Origin of the sequence: Saccharospirillum mangrovi, from assembly GCF_003367315.1 — a bacterium.
GTDB classification, from domain to species: Bacteria; Pseudomonadota; Gammaproteobacteria; order Pseudomonadales; family Natronospirillaceae; genus Saccharospirillum; species Saccharospirillum mangrovi.
On record NZ_CP031415.1, the window covers coordinates 1516621 to 1538640 of the forward strand.

The window sequence follows — 22020 nt, forward strand, 5'->3', positions numbered from 1 at the left end:
CAGCATGGCTGTCGCGCTGCCGACCATTACCGAGCGGCCCGTCGCCGCCGGCCCGGCGGTGCACGACCATGCGTTACTCGACCGGCTGTACCGCGCCCGCGGTGTCAAACAGCCGGTTGAGCTCGACTCTCAACTTAAACATCTGCTGCCCTGGCAATCGCTGAAAGGCATCGATGCCGCTGTTGATTTGCTGCAACAGGCGTTGCAGCAGAAATGGCGCGTGCTGATTGTCGGCGACTACGACGTCGATGGCGCCACCAGCACCACCCTGGCGGTTGAAGCGCTGTCGGCGTTCGGTTTGAACGTCGATTTTCTGCTGCCCAATCGCTTCGAATACGGCTACGGCCTGTCGCCGGAAATCGTGCAGTTGGCGTTGCAGCAGGCGCCGAATCTGATCATTACCGTCGATAACGGCATCGCCAGTCTCGACGGCGTTGCCGCTGCCAAAGCCGCCGGCGTGCGCGTGCTGGTCACCGACCACCATTTGCCCGGCGCGCAATTGCCGGACGCCGACGCCATCCTCAACCCGAATCAACCGGGCTGTGATTTCGCCTCCAAAGCCGCCTGTGGCTGCACGGTGATGTTTTATCTGCTGATCGCCTGGCGCGCGCGGTTGCGTGAATCCGGCTGGTTCGAGCAGGGCCATCGGGAACCGCAACTGGCCGACTGGCTCGATCTGGTCGCGCTGGCGACGGTGGCCGATGTGGTGCCGCTCGACGCCAACAACCGCCGGCTGGTGCAGCAAGGCCTGGCGCGGATTCGAGCGGGAAGGGCGCGGCCCGGCATTCTGGCGTTGTTTGAAGTCGCCGGGCGCGATTGGCGGCACGCCCGCAGTCAGGATTTCGGCTTCGTTCTCGGGCCGCGATTGAACGCCGCCGGTCGCCTGGATGACATGACGGTGGGCGTAAAAACGCTGCTGGCAAAAGACCCGGCCGACGCTCGCCATCGAGCCGCCGAGCTGGATTCGCTGAACCGCGAACGCCGCGCCATTGAACGCTCCATGCTGGTCGATGCCGAACGCTATCTGGACAATCTGAACGATCTGGCCGAACGCAACGGCCATGTTCTGTTCGAAGCCGACTGGCACGAAGGCGTGATTGGCATTCTGGCGTCGCGGGTGAAAGACCGGGTGCACCGGCCGGTGATTGCCATGGCACCGGGCGACGATGGCTTGCTGAAAGGCTCGGCGCGGTCGATTGCCGGTTTTCATCTGCGTGACGGTCTGGACTGGATTGCCAGCCAATGCCCGGGTCTGCTGCGCAAATTCGGCGGTCACGCCATGGCCGCCGGGCTGACGATTGACGCTGGGCGGCTGGACGAGCTGCGTCTGTGGTTTGATCGCGCCGTCACCGAGTTGTGCGCACCGGAGTCACTGGTGCCGACGATTGTGACCGACGGCCGTTTAAGCGGCAGCGACCTCAGTCTGGAGACAGCGCTGTTGCTGGAAACTGCCGGGCCTTGGGGGCAGTTGTTTCCCGAACCGCGCTTTCACGGCCATTGGCGCATCGAAAGCCAGCGCATTGTCGGTGAGCATCATCTCAAACTGGAAGTCAGCAACGACGACGGTCAGGTGGTCGATGCCATTGCCTTTAATATCGATAACAGCCTTTGGCCAACCTCGGCTAAATTTCTCGACGGTGTATATCAATTGCAATGCAATCGATATCGCGGCAAAGAAAGCGTGCAATTGGTATTTGATGAAATAATTCCGGCCGATTAATCACTACCTAAGGCATTGAATTTTCGATAAAATGCGCCGCCCGAAATCGGCAATACCGGATTTAAAGTTGGAGCGGACCGTGGAAATCAATCCGATCAAAGAACAGATTAAAGACCTTCAGGCGCGCACCGACGTGCTTAGGGGGTACCTTTGACTTCGATGCCAAGAAAGAGCGCCTAGACGAAGTCGAACGCGAACTGGCCCAGCCGGACGTCTGGAACGAGCCGGAACGCGCCCAGGCCCTGGGGCAGGAACGCAGCAGCCTCAACACCATTGTCAGCACCCTGACGCGTTTGATCGACGGCACCCGTGACGCCGGCGATTTGCTCGATATGGCCGCCGAAGAAAACGACGCCGGCACCGTTGCCGATATCCAGGCCGATTTAAACGCCATGGAAGCGGAGCTGGAAACGCTCGAATTCCGCCGTATGTTCAGCGGCGAAATGGACGCCACCAATGCCTATTTGGATATCCAGGCCGGTTCCGGTGGCACCGAAGCTCAGGATTGGGCGGAAATGTTATTGCGCATGTATTTGCGCTGGGCCGAAGAAAAAGGTTTTAAAGCCGAATTAATGGAAGCCTCGGCCGGTGAAGTGGCGGGTATTAAATCGGCCACCATTCGCGTTGAAGGCGAATACGCCTTTGGCTGGTTGCGCACCGAAACCGGCGTGCACCGTCTGGTGCGTAAATCGCCGTTCGATTCCGGCAACCGTCGCCATACCTCGTTCACCTCGGTGTTTGTGTCGCCGGAAGTTGACGACAGCTTCGAAGTGGAAATCAACCCGGCCGATTTGCGCATCGATGTATACCGTGCCTCCGGAGCCGGCGGTCAGCACGTTAACCGAACCGAATCAGCGGTGCGGATTACCCACTTGCCGACCAACATCGTGGTGCAGTGCCAGAACGACCGTTCGCAGCACAAGAACAAAGATCAGGCGATGAAACAGCTCAAAGCCAAGCTGTATGAATTCGAGATGATGAAGCGTAACGAAGCGGCGCAAGCGGTGGAAGACTCCAAGTCCGACATCGGTTGGGGCAGCCAGATTCGCTCCTACGTGCTCGACGATTCGCGCATCAAGGATTTGCGCACCGGCGTGGAAACCCACAACACCCAGGCGGTGCTCGATGGCGCCCTGGATCAATTCATCGAAGCGTCTCTGAAGAAGGGGCTCTGAAACCGTGCCCGGTGCCCGGCGGCGTCGGGCACCTCGACAGTGGACTGAACACAGATGACCGATCAGCAAACCGACAACGCAGCCGCTCCAGACGAGAACCACCTGATCGCCGAGCGCAAGCAGAAACTGGCTGACCTGGCGGCAAACCGGCCGCAAGCCTTCCCCAACGATTTCCGTCGTGAACAGATGGCGGGCGAGTTGCAGGCGCAATACGGCGATCTCGATAAAGAAGCCGTTGAAGCCGAAGGCATCAGCGTCGCCGTGGCCGGTCGCGTGATGCGTCGCGGCGGCCCCTTTATTGGCCTGCGCGACAGCAGCGGCCGCATTCAGGCGTATCTGCCCAAGCCGTTGCAGAAAGAAAGCCAGGATTGGAACCTGCTCGACATCGGCGACATTGTTGGCGTGCGCGGCAAGCTGGCGAAATCGGGCAAGGGCGAGCTGTACGTCTCGGTCGAATCGCTCGACGACTTCACCATTCTGACCAAATCGCTGCGGCCGCTGCCGGATAAATTCCACGGCCTGGCCGACCAGGAAATGAAGTACCGCCAGCGCTATGTCGATCTGATGATCAGCGACGAGACCCGCCGCGTCTTTGAAGTGCGTACCGGCATCGTCAACGGCATTCGTCGCTTCCTCAGCGAACGCGGCTTTATGGAAGTCGAAACACCGATGTTGCAGGTGATTCCCGGCGGTGCCACGGCCAAGCCGTTCGTCACCCATCACAACGCCATGGACATCGACATGTACCTGCGCATCGCGCCGGAACTGTACCTGAAGCGTCTGGTGGTTGGTGGTTTCGAGAAGGTGTTCGAGATCAACCGCAACTTCCGCAACGAAGGCGTATCGACCCGACACAACCCGGAATTCACCATGCTGGAGTGGTACCAGGCCTACGCCACTTACCACGACCTGATGGATTTGACAGAAGCCATGTTGCGCGAACTGGCGCAAACGGTATTGGGCAAGACCGAGCTGAGTTACCAGGGCATGACCTTCGATCTGGGCAAGCCGTTCGAGCGCTTGTCCATGTTTGATTCCATCCTCAAATACAACCCGAACCTGAGCGCTGCCGACATCGACAACCGCGATGCCGCCGTGGCCGTTGCCAAAACGCTCGGTATTGAGGCTCAGGCCGGTTGGGGATTGGGCAAGCTACAGACGGAAATTTTTGAAGCCACGGTCGAAGAAAAACTGGCAGGCCCTGTGTTCATCACCGCCTACCCGGCGGAAGTGTCACCGCTGGCGCGTCGCAACGATGACAACCCGGACGTGACCGACCGCTTTGAGTTCTTTATCGGTGGCCGTGAAATCGCCAACGGCTTCTCCGAGCTGAACGATCCCATCGACCAGGCCGAGCGTTTCCGTGCCCAGGTCGATGCCAAGGACGCTGGTGACGACGAAGCCATGTTCTACGACGACGACTACATCAACGCCCTGGAATACGGCCTGCCACCGACGGCCGGGCAGGGCATCGGTATCGATCGGCTGGTGATGTATTTCACCGACTCACCGTCGATCAAAGACGTCATCCTTTTTCCGCATATGAAACCCCGCCAAGCGGGCGAATAACCCAGGAGAGCACCATGTTAGATCCGGATCTGGATAAGAAAATTCAGGAACACGAAGCCAAGATTGAAGAACTGCGTAAGCAGAAAGAAGCGCAAGCCAAGCGCATGGAAGGCTTCGAACAGTACCAGGACGAAGTGCGCAAGCTGTTCGACGAATACGGCATTTCTGAGTACGACCTGTTCACCGCGCGCGCCAATGCCATCGTTGAGTGGGTTAAGGCGCAAGGCAAGAAAGCCGACAAGCCGGAATTCTACGACGAACTGAACGCTTACTTTGCCCGCGTCGGCGGTGCCAAAGCCGGTGGTCGCAAACGTGCCAAAGGCGGTGCTGCCAAAGCTGCCACTGGCCCGAAACTGGCAATCGGTGTTTACGAGAATCCGAATACCGGTGAGCGCGTTGAGAAGAAACGTCGCAATCCCAAGCCGTTGGATGTCTGGATTGAAGAACACGGTTTTGAAACCGTACAGGGTTGGCTGGTCGACTAAGGTCGAACCCAGTGAGAAAGCCGGTATCATGCCGGCTTTTTTTATACCCGCAGCCTCGGTTTCAGTGTCACAAAAGGTGACGTCGTTGACGGCCTTAAGTGACAAAAAAATGAATGCTTACAAAATGACACAAAGTTGCCCCTTGGCGTGTCTTGAAGCCTTTCAAAAAAGAGTTTAGGCAATCTATCCCCAAGTTGACATCGACCTGACATGAAGCTCGGTCGCACCATCGATCCCACTCGTCTCTTGCTCAGAAGTTGCGCTGAAAACCTGTAACCTATTGAAAAATAATGACAATTACACTTAGGTTAAAAAATGATCAATTTGTGACGGTCGCGTTGCGGCGGTGTCTGAGGCGCGAACTCCTCGCGTTTTTCACAGAGATATCCACAGATTTTGTGGACACTCGTCGCCAGCCCCGATGGGCTCAGGCTTCCAGAAAAAATGATTCGGGCGTCAAGCGGACGGCGGCAATTGAATGCCTTGAAAGGTGGTCGGAAACGGGGCGATTTTCGAATGGTTTTGTTGTCGGAACACAACCTTGGTGCATGGCTGTCCAACTGACCAATGACAATTGATTTGCGCAGACGCGGTCCCCACGTTTGGGCTCGACTTTGCAGTTGGACTCAAATGCATGACCGATCAAGACAAGCCGCAACCCGAAATCATCAGCCGGGGTTCTGCCCTGGTCCGCAGTGACGAACAACTTCCCGAAAAGCTCTATCTGATCCCGGTACAAAACCGGCCTTACTTTCCGGCTCAGATCATGCCGATCATGGTCGAAGCCAACGCCTGGCGGGAAACGCTGGAGCGGGTCAGCAACACGCCGCATAAATTGCTGTGCCTGTTTCACATCGACGATTTCGACGCCCACGCCATTGAACGCAGCCAATTGCCGTTGACCGGCACGGTGGTGCGAGTGCATCAGGTGCGTGAACGCGATGGCGCGATTCATTTTATTGCCGAAGGTTTGCGCCGGGTGCAGATACGTTCCTGGCTGGCACACAAGCCGCCGTATCTGATGGAAGTCGCTTATCCCAATGAACCGGAAGAAACCGAGAGCGAAGTCCGGGCGTATGCCATGGCATTGATCGGGGCGATCAAAGAACTGTTGCCGATCAATCCGCTGTATTCCGAAGAATTGAAACAGTATCTGAATCGCTTCAGCCCCAACCAGCCGTCGCCGTTGGCGGACTTCGCGGCGGCCATTACCTCGGCCGATGCCAGCGCGTTGCAGGACGTGCTCGACACCGTGCCGTTACTGGCGCGAATGGAAAAAGTGCTGGCGTTGTTGAAACGCGAACTGGAAGTGGCGCGCCTGCATCAGGAAATCAACGAGCAGGTGAACCAGGGCATGTCGGAACACCAGCGCGAATTCTTTTTGCGCGAACAGCTGAAAACCATCCAGAAAGAACTGGGCATCAGCAAAGACGACCGCCAAAGCGACGCCGACGAATTCCGCCAACGGCTCGACGGCAAAACGGTGCCGGCCGAGGCGATGAAGCGCATCGACGAAGAGCTGCACAAGCTGTCGATTCTGGAGCCGGGATCGCCCGAATACGGCGTAACGCGCAATTACCTCGACTGGGCAACGCAGATTCCCTGGGGCCAATACAGCGAAGATAAGCTCGATTTGAAACGCGCCCGCACGGTCCTGGACCAACACCATTCCGGTTTGGAAGACGTCAAAGAACGCATTCTCGAATTTCTGGCGGTCGGCGCTTACAAGGGCGAAATCGCTGGTTCTATCGTCTTGCTGGTTGGCCCGCCCGGTGTTGGTAAAACCTCGATTGGCCGCGCCGTGGCCGACAGCCTGGGGCGGCCGTTCTATCGCTTCAGTCTGGGCGGTATGCGCGACGAAGCGGAAATCAAAGGCCATCGCCGGACTTATATTGGTGCCATGCCGGGCAAGTTTGTGCAGGCGTTAAAAGACGTCGAGGTAATGAACCCGGTGATCATGCTCGATGAAATCGACAAGATCGGCGCGTCTTACCAAGGTGACCCGGCGTCGGCATTGTTGGAAACGCTCGACCCGGAACAGAACAGCCAGTTCCTGGATCATTATTTAGACATGCGTCTGGATCTGTCGAAGGTGTTGTTCGTCTGTACCGCCAACCAGCTCGACACCATTCCGCCGGCACTGCTTGACCGCATGGATGTGATTCGGCTGTCCGGTTATCTGGCCGAAGAGAAACTCGACATCGCCAGTCGGCATTTGTGGCCGCGCCAATTGGAACGGGCCGGGGTTGATAAACGCCAGTTGAAAATCAGCCGCAAGGCGTTGCGTCTATTGATCGAGGGCTATGCCCGCGAAGCCGGCGTGCGCAACCTCGATAAACTGTTGGCGAAGATCATCCGCAAGTCGGTGGTGCGGTTGTTGGAGCATCCCGATGCGGCCATTCAGATTCAGCCCGAGGATTTGCAAGGGTTGCTCGGCACACCCGTGTTTCGCCGTGAAAAACGCCTCAAAGGCGTGGGCGTTGTCACCGGCCTCGCCTGGACATCGATGGGTGGCGCAACTTTGCCGATTGAAACCACGCGCGTGCACGATTACATGCGTGGCCTGAAACTGACCGGCAAGCTGGGCGAGGTGATGCGTGAGTCGGCGGAAATTGCCTACAGCTTTGTGGTCGCCAACGCCAAACGCTACGGCGCCGACACCGAACTGTTCAAGCAAAGCCTGATTCACGTTCACGTACCGGAAGGCGCAACCCCCAAAGACGGGCCAAGTGCGGGTGTGACGTTATCGACCGCCCTGCTGAGCCTGGCGTTGAACAAGGCGCCGCCAGCGGGCCTTGCGATGACCGGCGAAATCACCTTGACCGGCGAAGTGCTCGCCGTCGGCGGCATTCGGGAAAAAGTGATAGCGGCGCGGCGCCAGAACATCCGCATGCTGATATTGCCGGAAGCGAATCGGGGCGATTTCGAAGAGTTGCCGGCTTACCTGCAAAAAGGTCTGACGGTGACCTTTGCCGATCACTTTGATCAGGTCGCCGAGGCGGTGTTTGGTCGCTGAGGTCAGTTAAAACCCTGGCTGAGACGGTTCAGCCAGGGTTAAGACCTTGACGCCTATCGTGAGCGGCAGAAACTTGGAGACCGGCCATCGCCGGATACGCTGGAGACGCTCATGAATACAGTCCGCTCGCTTACCTTGACCCTGGCCTTATCGGCCGCCGCCAGCGGCACCGCCTTGGCGGATCACTATGACGACGATTACCGCTACGGCGAACGCCAGCATTTCTTTGCCGATGCGCGCGTCGTATACGCCGAACCCATCTACGAAACCTACTATTACCGCGACAGCGGCAGCCGTTACGAAATCTGCCGCACACGCGATGTCGAAGTGGAACGCCACACCCAGGGCGGCAATCCGGGCGCGGCCATTATCGGTGGTGCCATTGGCGCAACGGTAGGCTCCAACGCGGGCCACTCGCCGGAATCTCAAGTCTTTGGTGCCATTGCCGGTGGCATCATCGGTGGCGCTATCGGTCACGAACTGGGCGGCGGCAAGGAAACGGTGGTGCGCTATCGCACCGAACGTCAGTGCGAAATTGAATACCGCCACCATCGCCGTGAGTTGGTAGGCTATGAAGTTCGCTACCGTTACAATGGCCGCGAATTCACAACTTTCATGGATCGCCACCCCGGCCGCTACGTGCAATTGGAGGTCGAGGTGACGCCCAGATAGTAGCCACCCCCAACCATCATGAGGCAATTCCCCCATGTTGAGGTCGCTTGGGCTGAGCCTGGCCACAGCATTATTTGTTCTGGCGCTGGCCGTACCGGCCAGTGCTGAAACCCATCCCTGTACCGGCGCAAGCCTGCCATTGAGCACTGAAGGGGCTGTTGTTCAAGCCGCTGAGTGCCTCTATGGCGGTCGGGTTGTGAAGGTTGAACGCGCCGGTAGTGGTAGCAACTGGGTCTATCGTTTGCGGATTCTGCTCGACGGTGGTCGGGTGCGCAGCGTCGATTTTGACCCGGCCTCTGGTCAACCCGTGAACCCGGCGGACCGGCCCTGAAGCGTCCAGGAGACCAAGATGCGTCTATTAATCGTCGAAGATGAAGCGGGCCTGCGTGAGCATTTGCAGCAGGGTTTCAAGAAAGAAGGATTCGCCGTTGATGTCAGTGTCGACGGGCGCGATGGCCTGTTTATGGCGCGTGAACACGAATACGACGCCGCTATCATTGATCTGGGTTTGCCCGAACTCGATGGCATCGAACTGATCAAACAGGCGCGTGCCGCTGGTCGCGGCTTTCCGATTCTGATTCTGACCGCACGTGGCCACTGGCAGGATAAAGTCACTGGCTTGGAAGCCGGCGCCGACGATTATCTGGCCAAGCCGTTTGTCTTTGCCGAATTGCTGGCGCGGGTCAAAGCCCTGGTGCGACGCAGTGTAGGCATGGCATCGCCGGCGTTGGCGGTTGGCATCTATGAACTGGACACCGCCAGCAAAACCTTGCGCGTTGATGGCGAAGGTGTCGATCTGACCAGCTACGAATACAACACCCTGGAATACCTGATGTTGCACCGCGACAAAGTGGTGTCCAAAGCCGAACTGACCGATCACCTCTACGAGCAGGATTTTGACCGCGACAGCAATGTCATCGAGGTCTTTATCCGTCGCTTGCGCAAAAAGCTTGACCCCGACGGCGAGCGCAACCCCATCTTGACCCAACGAGGTCTCGGCTACCGCTTCAACGCCGATGCCAGCTGAGGTCAATCGTCCTTCCTATTCGCTGCGCCGACGCCTGCTTGGGTCGGCCACAGCGGTGTTGCTGATCTTTCTGGGTATTACCGGACTGGCGCTGGACCGGGCGGTTGAGCGTAGCCTGGTCTCGGGCCAATCCGAACGCTTGTTTCTGCGTGTGCTGAATCTGCTCGCCGAATCCGAACTGAACGGCAACGACTTCTGGTTGCCAACTTACCTCGCCGAAGAACGCTACAACTCGCCCGAGTCGGGCCTGGTTGCGCTGGTGCTAAATGAACAGCGGCAACTGGTTTGGGAAAGTCTGTCGAGCCAGTGGTTTGAACAATCCGATTGGGTATTGGCGCAACCCAATGTGGCGCCGGGTAAAGAAGAGTTCGGCAATGTCGGCGGCTATGTGTACGAACGCTACGCCGTGCTGTGGGAAGGCACAGACGGCGAAACGCCGCGCTTCGAGTTCTGGGTTTTGGAAGACGCCTCACCGTTGCAGCGCAGTTTGCAAACCTTCCGCAGTCAGCTTTGGGGCGGGCTCGGTGCGGTCACTTTGGTGCTGTTGTTGACGCTGTGGCTGGTGGCGCGTTGGGGGCTGGCACCACTGCATCAGGTTGCCATGCACTTGCGCAAAATCCGCAGTGGCGAAGCGCGTCGTCTGGAAGGACGTTACCCGCGTGAACTGACACCGTTGACGGACAACCTCAACCGTCTGCTGGAAGCCGAGCAAGGCCAGCGCGACCGCTACCGCCAGGCGATGGCCGATTTAGCGCACAGCTTGAAAACGCCGTTGGCGGTGATGCGGACGCTGGAACCTGGCGACGTTGACGAGCTGAACGAGCAGATCAGCCGGATGGACCAAATCGTCCGTTACCAGTTGCAGCGCGCCGTCACCGAGGCGCGTTCCGGCCCGGTGTTAGGGCAACGGGCCGATCTTGGCGAAGCGTTGGCGCGAGTCGGACGCGCCTTGGAAAAAGCCTATGCGGCGCAGGATAAAGTGCTCGATTTGCCCGATGCCGGTGACTGGTCAGTCGCTATGGACCCCAACGATCTGCTCGAAGTGCTCGGCAATCTGCTGGAGAACGGCTTCAAATACAGCCGTTCGGTGATCTCTGTTGCGGTGACCCGCGATTCTGAAAATGCCGACGCCTGGTGTCTGGACATCGACGACGATGGCCCCGGTATTTCGCCGGCCGAACGCGAGCGCGTGCTGGGCCGGCATCAGCGCTTGGATACATTGCAGCCGGGGCAGGGCATCGGCCTTGCCATGGTGCGCGATATTCTGGCCAGCTACGGACTGGTATTGCAGATTGATACCAGCCCGTTTGGCGGTGCCCGTTTCCGCTTGTTGCTGCCCAGCGCTTAGCGAATCTGAGTCAGATAAAACACCGTCGACATGACAATCAACGCCAGCAACAACCAAAGGTTCAGGTTCTTGCCGTCCTGACGCCGGCGCGATCGGTAACGCGTCAGCAGCAAAGCGGCGACGGACAGGGCGGTGCAGAAGATCAACGCTACCGGCATCCAGGGCAGCACGCTTTGCATCCAGTCGGTGCGCACTTCCAATTGGTGGTAACGCACCACGCCGGTGTCCATTTCCGGTCGCGCAATCCACCACAGACACTGAAAGCCCAGCAACGCTACCCAGGCGGACACGTTGCAAATATGCAGCAGACGCATCCAGGGGTCGGGTTTGCGGCGTTGGCGTCGATCAACAGGGTGTTCTTGGCTCATCGTATTTTCCTGATTCACAGTTGCAGACGGTGTCCGTTTTCATGCAGCCAGCGGCGCTCGTTGCGCCAGCTGGGATGGCTGCGATCCACTTCTGCCCAGAACGCCGGGCCGTGATGCGGGTGCAGCAAATGAGCGGTTTCATGCGCCACCAGATAATCAACCACCCGTTCCGGCGCCAGCATGATCAGCCAGTTGTATTGGATGCGGCCTTCGGCGGTGCAGTGGCCCCACTTGGTGCGGGTGCGGCGCAGACGAATATCGAGCAGGCGGTCCGACCAACCGCGTCGCGCCAGCAGTTGTTCGGTTTTAGCCGTCAGTGTTTGTCGCGCCTGCGTTTTATAAAAATCTTCCAGCACGGCGTGCACGCTGGTTTTGTCGAGATCGGGCACGTCCAGTTGCAGCGATTCGCCGTCGTTCAGCCAACGCCATTGGGCGCGGCGACCGGGGCACAGCAGCAGCGGCAATTGCCGATCCATCAGCGGGCAGTCGCTGGCTTGAGAAAAATCCGGCCGTTCGAGACTGCGTTGATGTTGGTGCAGCCGGACTTTGTTGATCCAGTCGGCGCGGCTGTCGACAAAGGCCAGCACTTCGGCCGAGCGGGTGCGGTTGGGCAGGCGCAATTCCACCTGGCCGTCGCGGACGTGCAACGCCAGAGTTTTGCGACGCGAGCGCCGGATCGGAATCTGCTCGCCGCGCCAACTGAGCACTTCATTCATCGCGCCCGGCCATCCATCAAGGGCGTGATCAGCGATTCCAACCCTTCGCTGCGGATCAACAACGCCAACGCCATCAACTGGCCCAACCGACCCGCCGGCCAGCCTTTGGCCTGAAACCAGAGTAAGTATTCTTCGGGCAGCCGAATCAGTGGGCGTCCGCTATATTTGCCGAACGGCATGGTGGCGTTCGCCAGGTCGATCAGATCGGTTTGTTGGAAGGACATGCGCAGTGACTGCCTCCTCTGAAAATACGGTGATGTTGCCGGAGTTTGTCTGCAAGCAGGCGCAACAGAGTCTGGAACGATTTCTGGCACGGCGCCGAGGTGTCATCCTGACCGGCCAACTGTACAAGACGGCGGTGATTGTCCAACAGATTACGCCGCATCCGCTGACGCGCGAGAGCGTGACCTTGCCGATTGCCTTGCTCAACTGGCACGAAGACCGCTGGCGTTTGTATTTCCGTGGCACGCGCGGTCGCTGGTTGCGCGTGCCGGACAGCCCGGAAATTAGTCGTCCCGATCCGTTGCTCGAGGCTGTTGACGACGATCAACTCGGCATCTTTTGGCGCCAGTAATCACTCAATCGTTGAATGGCCTCTTCCAGGGTGTCGCGGTCGGTACCGAAGTTCAGCCGTACTGCCCGGTCGTTGCCAAAGTCTTTGCCGTCGCTGGGCATAATGCCGGCGGCGACAAAATGCTGCATCAATTCTCCGGCCGGTAACTCGGCTTCAATCCAGGCCAGAAAAGTGGCTGGCTGCGGCCGATACGTCAGGCCGGGCAGGGCAGCGATGGCCTCGGCCAGGCGGTCGCGGTTGGCGCGCAGGTGAACGCGCAACGCATCGAGCCAGTCCTGGCTTTGGGTGAAGGCCGCTTCGGCTGCGAAATAACCCGGGAATGCCGGATGTGGTAATAAATCCAGACCGCTGCGTTGATAGCGTGCGCGCACCTCGTCGTTCGGCACGATGGCGAATGAACAACCCAGGCCCGCCACGTTGAACGTCTTGCTGGCGGCCATCAGCGTCAGGCTGTGGTCGCGCAGGCTGTCGAGGCGGCCGACCGGGCAATGCTGGCCGCCGTCCAACCGCAGATCGCAATGAATTTCGTCAGAGCAGATCAGCACCTGATGCTGCAGGCACAATTGGCCCAGCCGTTCCAGATCGGTATCGCCCAACACGGTGCCGTGCGGGTTCATCGGGTTGCACAGAATCATGAGGTGGCAATCGGGGTGCGCCAGTTCCTGCTCCAACTGTTGCCAGTCCCACAGCCAACGTTCGCCATCGAACTGCACCGACAACGGCACGGCGGTACAGCCACGGTGATTGGCCGCAGCGCGCAGCGGCGGGTAGTTTGGTTCCTGCACAACAACGCGACCGCCTTGGGCAAAGGCTTGTATCGCCAGGTTAAAACTCGGCACCACGCCGGGCAGCCAGAGAATCCAACTGGCGTCGATGTGCCAGTCGTATTGTTGCGCACACCAGTCCACCACCGCCTGGTTCAGTTCCGGCCACGGATGGGTGTAGCCGTAAACCGGATGGCTAAAGCGTTGCTCGAGCGCGGCCTGTACGGCGGGGGCCGTTGCCAGATCCATGTCGGCAACCCACATGGGCAGCACAGGTTGGTCACGGTAACGTTCAAGTTTGATGGCTTGGGTGTTGCGGCGGTCGATGGCGTTAAACATGGCGGGATCAAATTAGGTTTGGCGGCATGCTGCCGCAAGGTGGCAAAACTGGCAAGTTTGGGTACAGCTTCTGCTACAATGCGCGCCGCTTTTTACGGCGTATCAGCAACGGTAACTCTGGGGTGGCAACGATGGCGAGTGAACGATTTGGCGGAACCGAGCGGTTGTACGGTCGCGACCAGACGGCCGCCTTGCAACGCAGCCACGTGGTGGTGATCGGCCTGGGTGGCGTTGGCAGTTGGGCGGCGGAAGCGCTGGCGCGCACCGCCGTCGGGCAACTGACATTGATTGATCTGGACGATCTCTGTGTCTCCAACACCAACCGTCAATTGCACGCGCTGGAAGGCAACGTCGGCCGCATGAAAGTGGACGTCATGGCCGAGCGCCTGCGTGCCATCAACCCCGACATCCAGGTCAACGCCATCACCGATTTTCTGACGCCCGATAACCTGACCACCTATCTCGACCCGGCACCAGACGCCGTGCTGGATGCCATCGACAGCGTGCGCGTGAAAGCAGCTTTGATTCACTACTGCAAACGTCAGCGCATTCCGCTGGTCACCACCGGCGGTGCCGGCGGTCAAATTGATCCGCTGAAAATTCAGGTCGACGATCTCAGCCGCACCACTCAAGACCCGCTGGCGGCGCGCACACGAAATTTGCTGCGCCGCGAGTACGGTTTCAGCCGCAACGCCAAACGCAAGTTCGGCGTGGAGTGCGTCTATTCAACCGAACAACTGCGTTACCCCCAGGCCGACGGCGACGTCTGCGCCGCCAAACCGGCACCGGGCGACAGTGTACGGCTCGACTGCGCCACGGGTTTCGGCGCGTCCATGATGGTGACCGCAAGTTTCGGCATGGTGGCGGCGAGCCGCATGGTTGATCGGCTGTTGCGGGTTGCGGCGCAAGCAGAACCGACGGCAGGCGATCAGACTGAACAAAAGGTGAACCCCGTCTCGACCGCTGGCTGACGTTCACCCAGGGTCGGGATACACTGCGCAGCGAACGTCGACTGCCGTTTTTTTAGCCCTGAGGCCTACCCATGTTGACCCTATTTTTGAAGTTACTGCGTACGCTGAATTCCGAAGCCGGCCCCTGGCAAATTTCCTTTGCGGCGGGCCTCGCGTTGATCATTGGTCTGACGCCAGTGATGTCGTTGCACAACGTGCTGATCCTGCTGTTTGCCTTTGTGTTTCGCGTCAATCTGGCGACCTTTTTTGCACTCTGGGCGATCTTTTCCGGCTTCGCCTATTTGCTCGACCCATTGTTCGACCGGCTCGGCTATCAATGGTTGATGGCGCCGGGTATGGCCGATTTCTGGACCGGCCTCTACCAAAACGATTTCTGGCAACTGACGCGCTTTAACCACACCGTCACCCTGGGCAGCCTGGCCGTATCGCTGGTGCTGTTTGTGCCGGTGGTGTTGCTGTTCCGCTACAGCGTGGTGGGCTATCGCGCCAAAGTGATGCCGACGCTGGAACGCATCAAGATCGTGCAAGCGCTGAAAGCCAGCAAACTCTATGACCTCTATCAGAAATTGCCGTAAGGAGCCGCACAGATGAAAGCCATTCGTTGGAGCGGTTTAATCGGTTTTGTTGTCGTCCTGGCGCTGTTACTGGTGATCGGGTTTTTCTTCATCGACAACTGGGTCAAGGCCGGCATCGAAGCCGGTGGCACGCGCATTAACGGCGCCGAAGTGAATGTCGGCGATGTTGATCTGACGTTCAGCCCAATCGGTTTCAAGCTGGAAGACCTGCGCATTACCGATGTCAAAGAACCAACCAAAAACCTGTTTGAACTCGACGAAGCGCGCGTGCAATTGCGTCTGGCGCCGTTGTTTTTTGGTCGCGTCAATATCGAAGCCATGATTGTCGATGGCATGCGTTCGGGCACCGAACGGCGTCGGCCCGGTCGCGTGCTGAACGTTGAATCGCAAAGCGGTTCGGCACTAGCGCCAGCACCGACAAGCCCAACCGCCAGTTCGGACCAAACCCCGGCATCGTCAGGCAGCGCAACTGCAACGCCCGCGGCATCCAGTCAACCAGCAACTGCGCCCGCAGCCAGTGGCAATCAAAACGCTGCGCCTGCAACAGCCGAGGCCGAAGCCGAAGCGGAGCAAAGCGACAAAGCAACGTTGCCAGTACCGGCCGAAGTTGCCTTGGCGAACATGACGGCCACCCGAACCGCAGTGGCACAGGCCGACGAACAGATGCGGGCGGCGTCCGACAACGTTGGTCAGGCGCTCGATGATTTACCCAACGACGCCACTCTGGCTGAGTACGATCGCCGTCTGGATGCGTTGGCAAACCGTCGCCTCGACAGCCTCGATGCGGTGCGCAGCAGCCTGAACGATCTGAACGAAATCGGCGATCAAGTCGGTCGCGACCAACGCAGCGTCGCCAATGCGCGCCAGGCTGCAAGCGATGCGGTGAACACCGCCGAAGCCGCGATGCGCAACATCACCGCCGCACCGGGCGAAGACTGGAACGCGTTGCGCGAGAAATATCCGCTCAACGCTGCCACCGCCACCAAGCTGGGCCGGCTGTTGTTGGGCGACGAGATTTTCGATCAGGTTGATCAGTTGCAAGACTGGTATCAGCAAATCTCGCCCTGGCTGGCGCGTCTGGCACCGGAAGGCAACGACGACGGTCCGCAACGGCTCGACGGCCGTTACGTGCGTTTCCCGCACCCCAACCCCAGCCCGAATTTCCTGCTGCGTGAAGCCCGCATTGGCTTCGAAGCCGACGGCCAGCCGTGGCGCATTGAACTGACCGACGTCACCGGCCAGCAACGCCTGATCGGCCGGCCAGTGCAGTTATTAATCATCAAAGGCGAGGACGACAACCCGCGCCTGCGCGTCAACGGCACACTGGATCGTCGCGGCGAAGAGGTGCACGACCATTTCGAACTGTTCGGCCGCAACCTGGGATTGGCTGACCGCCAGTTGGCCGTTTCTGATGCGCAATTGAATTGGGCGCCGGGCCGTACCGATCTGGTCGGCACCGTCGATGTGGTCGATGGCAAATTGGACGGCGACATCGGTCTGGATTTCAGCGGCAGCGAGTTCCAGGCCGGTGGCAGCAACCGCACCGCTTCGTTGTTGAATCAGGCGTTGAACAGCGTGTCCGATTTTGAGCTGGGCATTGATGTCGCTGGTACCGTGCGTCGCCCGGCGTTGTCGTTGACCTCGAATCTCGACAACCAATTGAACCAGGCATTAAGCCGCGTAGTGCGCGAAGAATACGAGCGCTGGCTGGCCCAAACCCGCGCCAGCATCGACGCCGAAGCGGCCGATTTGCGCGCACCGCTGGACGAGCGCCTGGCGCAAGTCAAAGCCGAACGTGACCGCGTGCAGGCCAAGGCCGATGAATTCCAGCGCGAAGTGGCCGATCGGCTGGACAGCGAACGCAGCCGGTTACAACGGCGCCAGCGCGAGTTGGAATCACGCGCGGAAGACGCCATCAAAGACCAAATCAAGAAACTCGATCTGCCGTTCTGATGAGCGGCCGGTCCATAACCCGGTGGCGAGTGCCACCTGTGAGAAAGCCCTCGTCATGCAGATAGATCTGGTTTTGGAAGTGGAAGACAGCGATCCGTTGATCGCCATCGATTTTCTGGTCGACAACATTGAGCTGTCCAAGTCCAAGCTCAAAGACATGATGAACAAAGGCGCGGTCTGGCACGTCGACGGCAAGAAAGGCAAACGCCGTCGGCTGCGCCGGGCGATGAGCGATATCGCTGCCGGCGACCGTCTGGAAGTCTTTTACGACGAAGAACTGCTGGCGATCAAACCACCGCTGCCGCGCCTGGTCGCCGACGAAACGCATTATTCAGTCTGGGACAAACCCCCCGGTGTGCTCAGCCAGGGCACCGACTGGGGCGACCACGCCGCGTTGCCGCGTCTGGTGGAGTTGTATTTCACCCCGCGCCGCGAAGTCTTTCTGATCCACCGGCTCGACCGCGAAGCCTCCGGCTTGATGATATTGGCGCACAGCCGCAAGGCAGCAGCGCAGTTGTCGGAACTCTTTGCCTCGGGCGATGCGGTAACCAAGCGCTACCGCGTTGAGGTGTTGGGCGACACCAAAGACGAAGGCGTTATCAACGCCGAGATCGAAGGCAAGAAAGCGCTGACGCGTTACCAGAAAGTGAAGTATGAAGCGGAACCCAACCGCTCGACGTTGGACGTCTGGATTGAGACCGGGCGCAAACATCAGATCCGCCGCCACTTCGATGGCATCGGCCATCCGGTCATCGGCGACCCCCGTTACGGCGAAGGCAATAAAAGCAACGAAGGCATGAAACTCAAAGCGGTTGAAATGTCGTTTGACTGCCCAATAACTTCCAAACGCCAACGGTTTTCGCTGCTCTGAGTTTTTGTCATTTGCAGCAGCGTTCAGCGCGTGATTCGCACGGCGAGCGCGCGCTATACTCGGACCGTTTGTCCCTCTCATCGCTTGAAAAGGAAGCCTGCCTCCATGTTTGAACGCGTCAGCGCCGCCCCAGCCGATCCCATTCTCGGTCTGAACGAAGCCTTTGCTGCCGACAACCGGCCCAACAAGGTCAACCTCGGCGTCGGTGTTTTTATGAACGACGACGGCGTGACGCCCATTCTGGATACGGTCAAACAAGCCGAGACACGGCTGGTGAAAGAAGAAATCACCAAAAGCTATCTGGCGATTTCCGGCGACCGGGAATACGGCCGTCAGGTTCAGGCGTTGCTGTTTGGTAACGACAGTGCCGTCGTCGCGGCCAACCGCGCGCGCACCGCTCAAACACCGGGCGGCACTGGCGCGTTGCGACTGGCTGCGGATTTCATGCACACCCAGTTGGGCGTCAACACCATTCACGTCAGCGACCCGACCTGGGCCAACCACGGCAACATCTTCACCAGCGCGGGTTTGACGGTCGCGAATTATCGTTACTACGACGCCAAAAACTACCGCCTGGATTTCGACGGCATGCTGGCCGATCTGGCAAAAGTACCGGCCGGCGATGCCGTGATGTTGCACGGCTGCTGCCATAACCCGACAGGCGTCGATCCGAGCCCGGAACAATGGCAACAACTGGCCGATGTGGCCGCTGAACGCGGCTTTGTCGTGCTGTTCGATTTCGCTTATCAGGGCTTTGCCAAAGGCATGGACGAAGACGCCGCCGGTTTGCGCGCCTTCGCCGAAAAAGTGCCGGAATTGCTGGTGGCTTCGTCGTTCTCGAAAAACTTCGGTTTGTACAACGAACGCGTTGGTGCCATGACTTTGGTGGCAACCAACGCCGACACCGCCGAAGCCGCCTTCAGCCAGGTGAAAACACTGGCGCGTGGCAACTATTCCAACCCGCCGGCGCACGGTGCCAAAGTCGTTGCGACGATTCTGACCGACGACACATTACACGCCGCCTGGATTGAAGAAGTGGCCGCCATGCGCAACCACATTCAGCAATTGCGTGACCTGATGGTGAACAAACTGGCCGAACGTGGCGCCGCGCGCGATTTCAGTTTTATCGGTCGCCAGAACGGCATGTTCTCGTTCACCGGCCTGACGCCGGAACAGGTGAAAACGCTGAAAGAAGACTACGGTCTGTACATGGTGGGCAGCGGCCGCATCAACGTGGCCGGCATGTCGCGCTCCAACATCGATGCGGTGTGCGACGCCATCGTCGCAGTGCTTTAAACGTCTTTACCGGCCGGTCGTTCTGACCGGCCGTCTTGTACTTATAGAAAATTAGTGACAGAAAATTAGTTGCAGGAATCGACCGACATGAAGCCGTTCAAGGTGCATTCCAAATATCAGCCCTCGGGTGACCAGCCCAAAGCCATCGAACAGCTGGTGAAGGGGTTGGAAGCGGGCCTGACGGCGCAAACTCTGCTGGGTGTGACCGGCTCCGGCAAGACCTACACCATGGCGAAAGTCATCGAGGCGGCGCAGCGACCGACCATTGTCATGGCGCACAACAAAACGCTGGCGGCGCAGTTGTATTCTGAATTCCGCGAATTCCTGCCCGACAACGCCGTCGAATATTTCGTCTCCTATTACGACTACTACCAGCCCGAAGCTTACGTGCCGTCATCCGACACCTTCATCGATAAAGATTCGTCGGTAAACGAACACATCGAACAGATGCGGCTGTCGGCGACCAAGGCACTGTTGGAACGGCGCGATACGTTGATCGTGGCAACGGTGTCGGCGATTTACGGTTTGGGTTCGCCCGAGTCGTATTTGAAAATGATGCTGCATCTGAAAAAAGGCGATGCAGTCGATCAACGCTTTATCCTGCGCCGATTAGCCGAGCTGCAATACAAACGCAACGACGTTGATTTTGGTCGCGGTACGTATCGCGTGCGTGGCGACATCATCGATGTGTTCCCGGCCGAATCCGAACTGGAAGCGGTGCGCATTGAATTGTTCGATGAAGAAGTCGAACAACTGAGTGTATTCGATCCGTTGACCGGCGAAATTCTCGACAAGTTAACGCGCACAACAATCTACCCGAAAACGCATTACGTGACGCCGCGCGAAACCATCGTCAAAGCCATCGACCAGATCGAAACCGAATTGGGCGAACGGCTGAAAATTCTGGAAAACGACAACCGTCTGGTTGAAGCGCAACGTCTGGAACAGCGCACCAAATACGATTTGGAAATGATGCGCGAACTGGGTTACTGCACCGGCATCGAAAACTATTCGCGGTTTTTGTCCGGCCGTGACGCCGGCCAGCCACCGCCGACGCTGTACGAATATTTGCCCGACGATGCGTTGATGTTTATCGATGAAAGCCACGTCTCCATTCCGCAAATTGGTGCCATGTACAAAGGCGACCGGTCGCGCAAGGAAACGCTGGTGGAATACGGTTTCCGTTTGCCATCGGCGCTCGATAACCGACCGCTGAAATTTGAAGAATGGGAGCGCCTGGCGCCGCAGGCCATCTATGTGTCGGCAACGCCGGCTGACTACGAAGCCAGGCACAGTCAGCAAACGGTGGAACAGGTGGTACGTCCGACGGGTCTGGTCGATCCGTTGGTCGAAGTGCGACCGGCCTCGACCCAGGTCGACGATTTGCTGGCGGAAATTCATCAGCGCATTGATCTGGGCGAACGCACTCTGGTCACAACGCTGACCAAACGCATGGCTGAAGACTTAACCGATTACCTGGCCGAAAACGGCATCAAGGTGCGTTATCTGCATTCGGATATCGATACCGTCGAACGCGTTGAAATTATTCGCGATCTGCGTCTGGGTGAATTCGATGTGCTGGTTGGCATCAACCTGTTGCGTGAAGGTTTGGACATGCCGGAAGTGTCGCTGGTGGCAATTCTCGATGCCGACAAAGAAGGCTTCCTGCGCAGCGAGCGTTCACTGATTCAGACCATCGGTCGCGCGGCGCGTAACCTCAACGGCAAGGCCATTCTGTACGGCGACCGCATCACCGGTTCAATGCAACGCGCCATCGAAGAAACTGAACGCCGCCGGGAAAAACAAATTGCCCACAACGCGGCGAACGGCATTACGCCGCAGGCGCTGCAAAAAGACGTGCAGGATATTCTCGAAGGCGCGCTCACACCGGGCGCACCGGGTCGCAAAGGCAAGATGGCCAGCCGCCGTCAGAAAGTCGAACGCATCAACGCCGAAGAGAAGAGTTACGCCACCATGTCGCCGGCTGAATTGTCGAAAGAAATTGTTCGACTGGAAGACGCCATGCACCGCGCCGCCAAAGACATGGCGTTCGAAAAAGCTGCTGCGCTGCGCGATGAAATGATTGAAGCCAAGAGTCTACTGAAAGTGGTTTAACTCTTAAAAAATTTAACTCCTAAAAAGGAATGGCCGCATGACACCGGAAGTCACCGCAAAATTCGCCAGTTACCCCAAGCCGGCCGCGTCGCGATTGAAACAATTGCGCGACATCATTCATCAGATAGCAGCCGAACAGTCACTGGGCGATGTCACCGAATCGCTGAAATGGAACGAACCCAGCTACAGCGTGAAAGGTGGCAGCCCGGTACGTTTCGACTGGAAAGCCAAACACCCGGAACAGATTGCTCTGTATTTCATTTGCACCACATCATTGGTGGGAACCTTCCGCGAATTGTACCGCCAGGAACTCGATTTTGAGGGCCAGCGCGCCATCGTCTTATCGCTCGATCAACCCCTGCCAGAAGCGCCGTTACGCCATTGCATTGAACTGGCGTTGCGCTACCAACAACTCAAACATCTGCCGTTATTAGGCGCTTGATGCCGGCACTTGGGTGTCGGTTGT

At 58.5% G+C, this 22020-nt stretch carries 21 protein-coding genes; 17 read left to right on the forward strand and 4 right to left on the reverse strand.

Features of this window, described 5'->3' with window-relative positions:
* Window positions 1-4 precede the first annotated feature (4 nt).
* The 9 genes from recJ (at window position 5) to DW349_RS07350 (ending at window position 11012) form a co-directional block, all read left to right on the forward strand.
* On the forward strand, window positions 5-1720 hold the full coding sequence (gene recJ, locus DW349_RS07310; RefSeq protein ID WP_108124588.1) for a single-stranded-DNA-specific exonuclease RecJ: 1716 nt from the start codon (window positions 5-7) through the stop codon (window positions 1718-1720).
* Between the two features lie 31 nt (window positions 1721-1751).
* Window positions 1752-2895, forward strand: a protein-coding gene (gene prfB / locus DW349_RS07315) for a peptide chain release factor 2 (RefSeq protein WP_108124587.1) whose coding sequence is annotated in 2 segments (ribosomal slippage) — window positions 1752-1871 and window positions 1873-2895 — 1143 coding nt in all. Because the reading frame shifts where the segments join, the coding sequence is not laid out codon by codon here.
* A gap of 54 nt (window positions 2896-2949) precedes the next feature.
* On the forward strand, window positions 2950-4464 hold the full coding sequence (gene lysS, locus DW349_RS07320; RefSeq protein WP_108124586.1) for a lysine--tRNA ligase: 1515 nt from the start codon (window positions 2950-2952) through the stop codon (window positions 4462-4464).
* Between the two features lie 14 nt (window positions 4465-4478).
* Complete coding sequence (locus DW349_RS07325; protein WP_108124585.1) at window positions 4479-4949, forward strand: hypothetical protein; 471 nt, start codon at window positions 4479-4481, stop codon at window positions 4947-4949.
* Window positions 4950-5583: 634 nt separating this feature from the next.
* Entirely contained in the window at window positions 5584-7965 is a 2382-nt protein-coding gene (lon, locus tag DW349_RS07330) for an endopeptidase La (RefSeq protein WP_108124584.1), read from the forward strand.
* A 111-nt stretch (window positions 7966-8076) separates the two neighbouring features.
* Entirely contained in the window at window positions 8077-8637 is a 561-nt protein-coding gene (locus DW349_RS07335) for a glycine zipper 2TM domain-containing protein (RefSeq protein ID WP_108124583.1), read from the forward strand.
* 34 nt (window positions 8638-8671) lie between these two features.
* Window positions 8672-8968, forward strand: coding sequence for a PepSY domain-containing protein (locus tag DW349_RS07340; protein ID WP_108124582.1), 297 nt, complete (start codon window positions 8672-8674; stop codon window positions 8966-8968).
* Between the two features lie 18 nt (window positions 8969-8986).
* On the forward strand, window positions 8987-9664 hold the full coding sequence (locus DW349_RS07345) for a response regulator transcription factor (RefSeq protein WP_108124581.1): 678 nt from the start codon (window positions 8987-8989) through the stop codon (window positions 9662-9664).
* On the forward strand, window positions 9654-11012 hold the full coding sequence (locus DW349_RS07350; protein WP_108124580.1) for an ATP-binding protein: 1359 nt from the start codon (window positions 9654-9656) through the stop codon (window positions 11010-11012). Before DW349_RS07345 ends, DW349_RS07350 begins: the two co-directional genes overlap by 11 nt.
* Here DW349_RS07350 and DW349_RS07355 read toward each other — a convergent pair.
* The 3 genes from DW349_RS07355 to DW349_RS07365 are packed head-to-tail and all read right to left on the reverse strand — an operon-like array spanning window position 11009 to window position 12320.
* Window positions 11009-11380: a hypothetical protein gene (locus DW349_RS07355; RefSeq protein WP_108124579.1), complete on the reverse strand. Its 372-nt coding sequence runs from the start codon at window positions 11378-11380 to the stop codon at window positions 11009-11011. The genes DW349_RS07350 and DW349_RS07355 overlap by 4 nt on opposite strands.
* Window positions 11381-11394: 14 nt before the next feature.
* A complete protein-coding gene (locus DW349_RS07360; protein ID WP_108124578.1) occupies window positions 11395-12096 on the reverse strand; it encodes a M48 family metallopeptidase in 702 nt (233 codons plus the stop codon).
* Window positions 12093-12320 carry a DUF3820 family protein gene (locus DW349_RS07365; RefSeq protein WP_108124577.1) on the reverse strand — a complete coding sequence of 76 codons (228 nt, stop codon included), beginning with the start codon at window positions 12318-12320 and terminating at the stop codon, window positions 12093-12095. Before DW349_RS07365 ends, DW349_RS07360 begins: the two co-directional genes overlap by 4 nt.
* 5 nt (window positions 12321-12325) lie before the next feature.
* On the opposite strand from DW349_RS07365, the gene DW349_RS07370 reads away from it, so the two are divergent.
* Window positions 12326-12670, forward strand: a complete 345-nt coding sequence (locus DW349_RS07370) for a DUF3024 domain-containing protein (RefSeq protein WP_157954259.1) — start codon at window positions 12326-12328, stop codon at window positions 12668-12670.
* On the opposite strand, the gene DW349_RS07375 is transcribed toward DW349_RS07370, so the two are convergent.
* Window positions 12643-13773, reverse strand: coding sequence for a MalY/PatB family protein (locus tag DW349_RS07375; protein WP_108124575.1), 1131 nt, complete (start codon window positions 13771-13773; stop codon window positions 12643-12645). The genes DW349_RS07370 and DW349_RS07375 overlap by 28 nt on opposite strands.
* A gap of 131 nt (window positions 13774-13904) precedes the next feature.
* Between DW349_RS07375 and tcdA the strand changes: the two genes are divergently transcribed.
* The 7 genes from tcdA to DW349_RS07410 all read left to right on the forward strand — a co-directional run bounded on the left by tcdA (window position 13905) and on the right by DW349_RS07410 (window position 21996).
* Window positions 13905-14744: a tRNA cyclic N6-threonylcarbamoyladenosine(37) synthase TcdA gene (gene tcdA, locus DW349_RS07380; RefSeq protein ID WP_108124867.1), complete on the forward strand. Its 840-nt coding sequence runs from the start codon at window positions 13905-13907 to the stop codon at window positions 14742-14744.
* Between the two features lie 71 nt (window positions 14745-14815).
* Window positions 14816-15319 (forward strand): TIGR03546 family protein, encoded by a 504-nt coding sequence (locus DW349_RS07385; protein ID WP_108124574.1) that lies wholly within the window; start codon window positions 14816-14818, stop codon window positions 15317-15319.
* Window positions 15320-15331: 12 nt separating this feature from the next.
* Entirely contained in the window at window positions 15332-17272 is a 1941-nt protein-coding gene (locus DW349_RS07390) for a hypothetical protein (protein ID WP_108124573.1), read from the forward strand.
* Between the two features lie 55 nt (window positions 17273-17327).
* Window positions 17328-18143: an RluA family pseudouridine synthase gene (locus tag DW349_RS07395; RefSeq protein WP_108124572.1), complete on the forward strand. Its 816-nt coding sequence runs from the start codon at window positions 17328-17330 to the stop codon at window positions 18141-18143.
* Window positions 18144-18248: 105 nt separating this feature from the next.
* Window positions 18249-19439: an amino acid aminotransferase gene (locus DW349_RS07400; protein ID WP_108124571.1), complete on the forward strand. Its 1191-nt coding sequence runs from the start codon at window positions 18249-18251 to the stop codon at window positions 19437-19439.
* 87 nt (window positions 19440-19526) lie between these two features.
* Window positions 19527-21554 (forward strand): excinuclease ABC subunit UvrB, encoded by a 2028-nt coding sequence (gene uvrB, locus DW349_RS07405; RefSeq protein ID WP_108124570.1) that lies wholly within the window; start codon window positions 19527-19529, stop codon window positions 21552-21554.
* A 37-nt stretch (window positions 21555-21591) separates the two neighbouring features.
* The gene (locus DW349_RS07410; protein WP_108124569.1) at window positions 21592-21996 is read left to right on the forward strand and encodes a DUF1801 domain-containing protein; all 405 of its coding nucleotides are present in this window, start codon (window positions 21592-21594) and stop codon (window positions 21994-21996) included.
* Window positions 21997-22020: the final 24 nt, after the last annotated feature.

Excerpts from the sequence above, each read along its gene's own strand:
- recJ (WP_108124588.1), top strand. The coding sequence starts at position 5 with ATGGCTGTCGCGCTGCCGACCATTACCGAGCGGCCCGTCGCCGCCGGC.
- lysS (WP_108124586.1), top strand. The coding sequence starts at position 2,950 with ATGACCGATCAGCAAACCGACAACGCAGCCGCTCCAGACGAGAACCAC.
- DW349_RS07325 (WP_108124585.1), top strand. The coding sequence starts at position 4,479 with ATGTTAGATCCGGATCTGGATAAGAAAATTCAGGAACACGAAGCCAAG.
- lon (WP_108124584.1), top strand. The coding sequence starts at position 5,584 with ATGACCGATCAAGACAAGCCGCAACCCGAAATCATCAGCCGGGGTTCT.
- DW349_RS07335 (WP_108124583.1), top strand. The coding sequence starts at position 8,077 with ATGAATACAGTCCGCTCGCTTACCTTGACCCTGGCCTTATCGGCCGCC.
- DW349_RS07340 (WP_108124582.1), top strand. The coding sequence starts at position 8,672 with ATGTTGAGGTCGCTTGGGCTGAGCCTGGCCACAGCATTATTTGTTCTG.
- DW349_RS07345 (WP_108124581.1), top strand. The coding sequence starts at position 8,987 with ATGCGTCTATTAATCGTCGAAGATGAAGCGGGCCTGCGTGAGCATTTG.
- DW349_RS07350 (WP_108124580.1), top strand. The coding sequence starts at position 9,654 with ATGCCAGCTGAGGTCAATCGTCCTTCCTATTCGCTGCGCCGACGCCTG.
- DW349_RS07355 (WP_108124579.1), bottom strand. The coding sequence starts at position 11,380 with ATGAGCCAAGAACACCCTGTTGATCGACGCCAACGCCGCAAACCCGAC.
- DW349_RS07360 (WP_108124578.1), bottom strand. The coding sequence starts at position 12,096 with ATGAATGAAGTGCTCAGTTGGCGCGGCGAGCAGATTCCGATCCGGCGC.
- DW349_RS07365 (WP_108124577.1), bottom strand. The coding sequence starts at position 12,320 with ATGTCCTTCCAACAAACCGATCTGATCGACCTGGCGAACGCCACCATG.
- DW349_RS07375 (WP_108124575.1), bottom strand. The coding sequence starts at position 13,773 with ATGTTTAACGCCATCGACCGCCGCAACACCCAAGCCATCAAACTTGAA.
- tcdA (WP_108124867.1), top strand. The coding sequence starts at position 13,905 with ATGGCGAGTGAACGATTTGGCGGAACCGAGCGGTTGTACGGTCGCGAC.
- DW349_RS07385 (WP_108124574.1), top strand. The coding sequence starts at position 14,816 with ATGTTGACCCTATTTTTGAAGTTACTGCGTACGCTGAATTCCGAAGCC.
- DW349_RS07390 (WP_108124573.1), top strand. The coding sequence starts at position 15,332 with ATGAAAGCCATTCGTTGGAGCGGTTTAATCGGTTTTGTTGTCGTCCTG.
- DW349_RS07395 (WP_108124572.1), top strand. The coding sequence starts at position 17,328 with ATGCAGATAGATCTGGTTTTGGAAGTGGAAGACAGCGATCCGTTGATC.
- DW349_RS07400 (WP_108124571.1), top strand. The coding sequence starts at position 18,249 with ATGTTTGAACGCGTCAGCGCCGCCCCAGCCGATCCCATTCTCGGTCTG.
- uvrB (WP_108124570.1), top strand. The coding sequence starts at position 19,527 with ATGAAGCCGTTCAAGGTGCATTCCAAATATCAGCCCTCGGGTGACCAG.
- DW349_RS07410 (WP_108124569.1), top strand. The coding sequence starts at position 21,592 with ATGACACCGGAAGTCACCGCAAAATTCGCCAGTTACCCCAAGCCGGCC.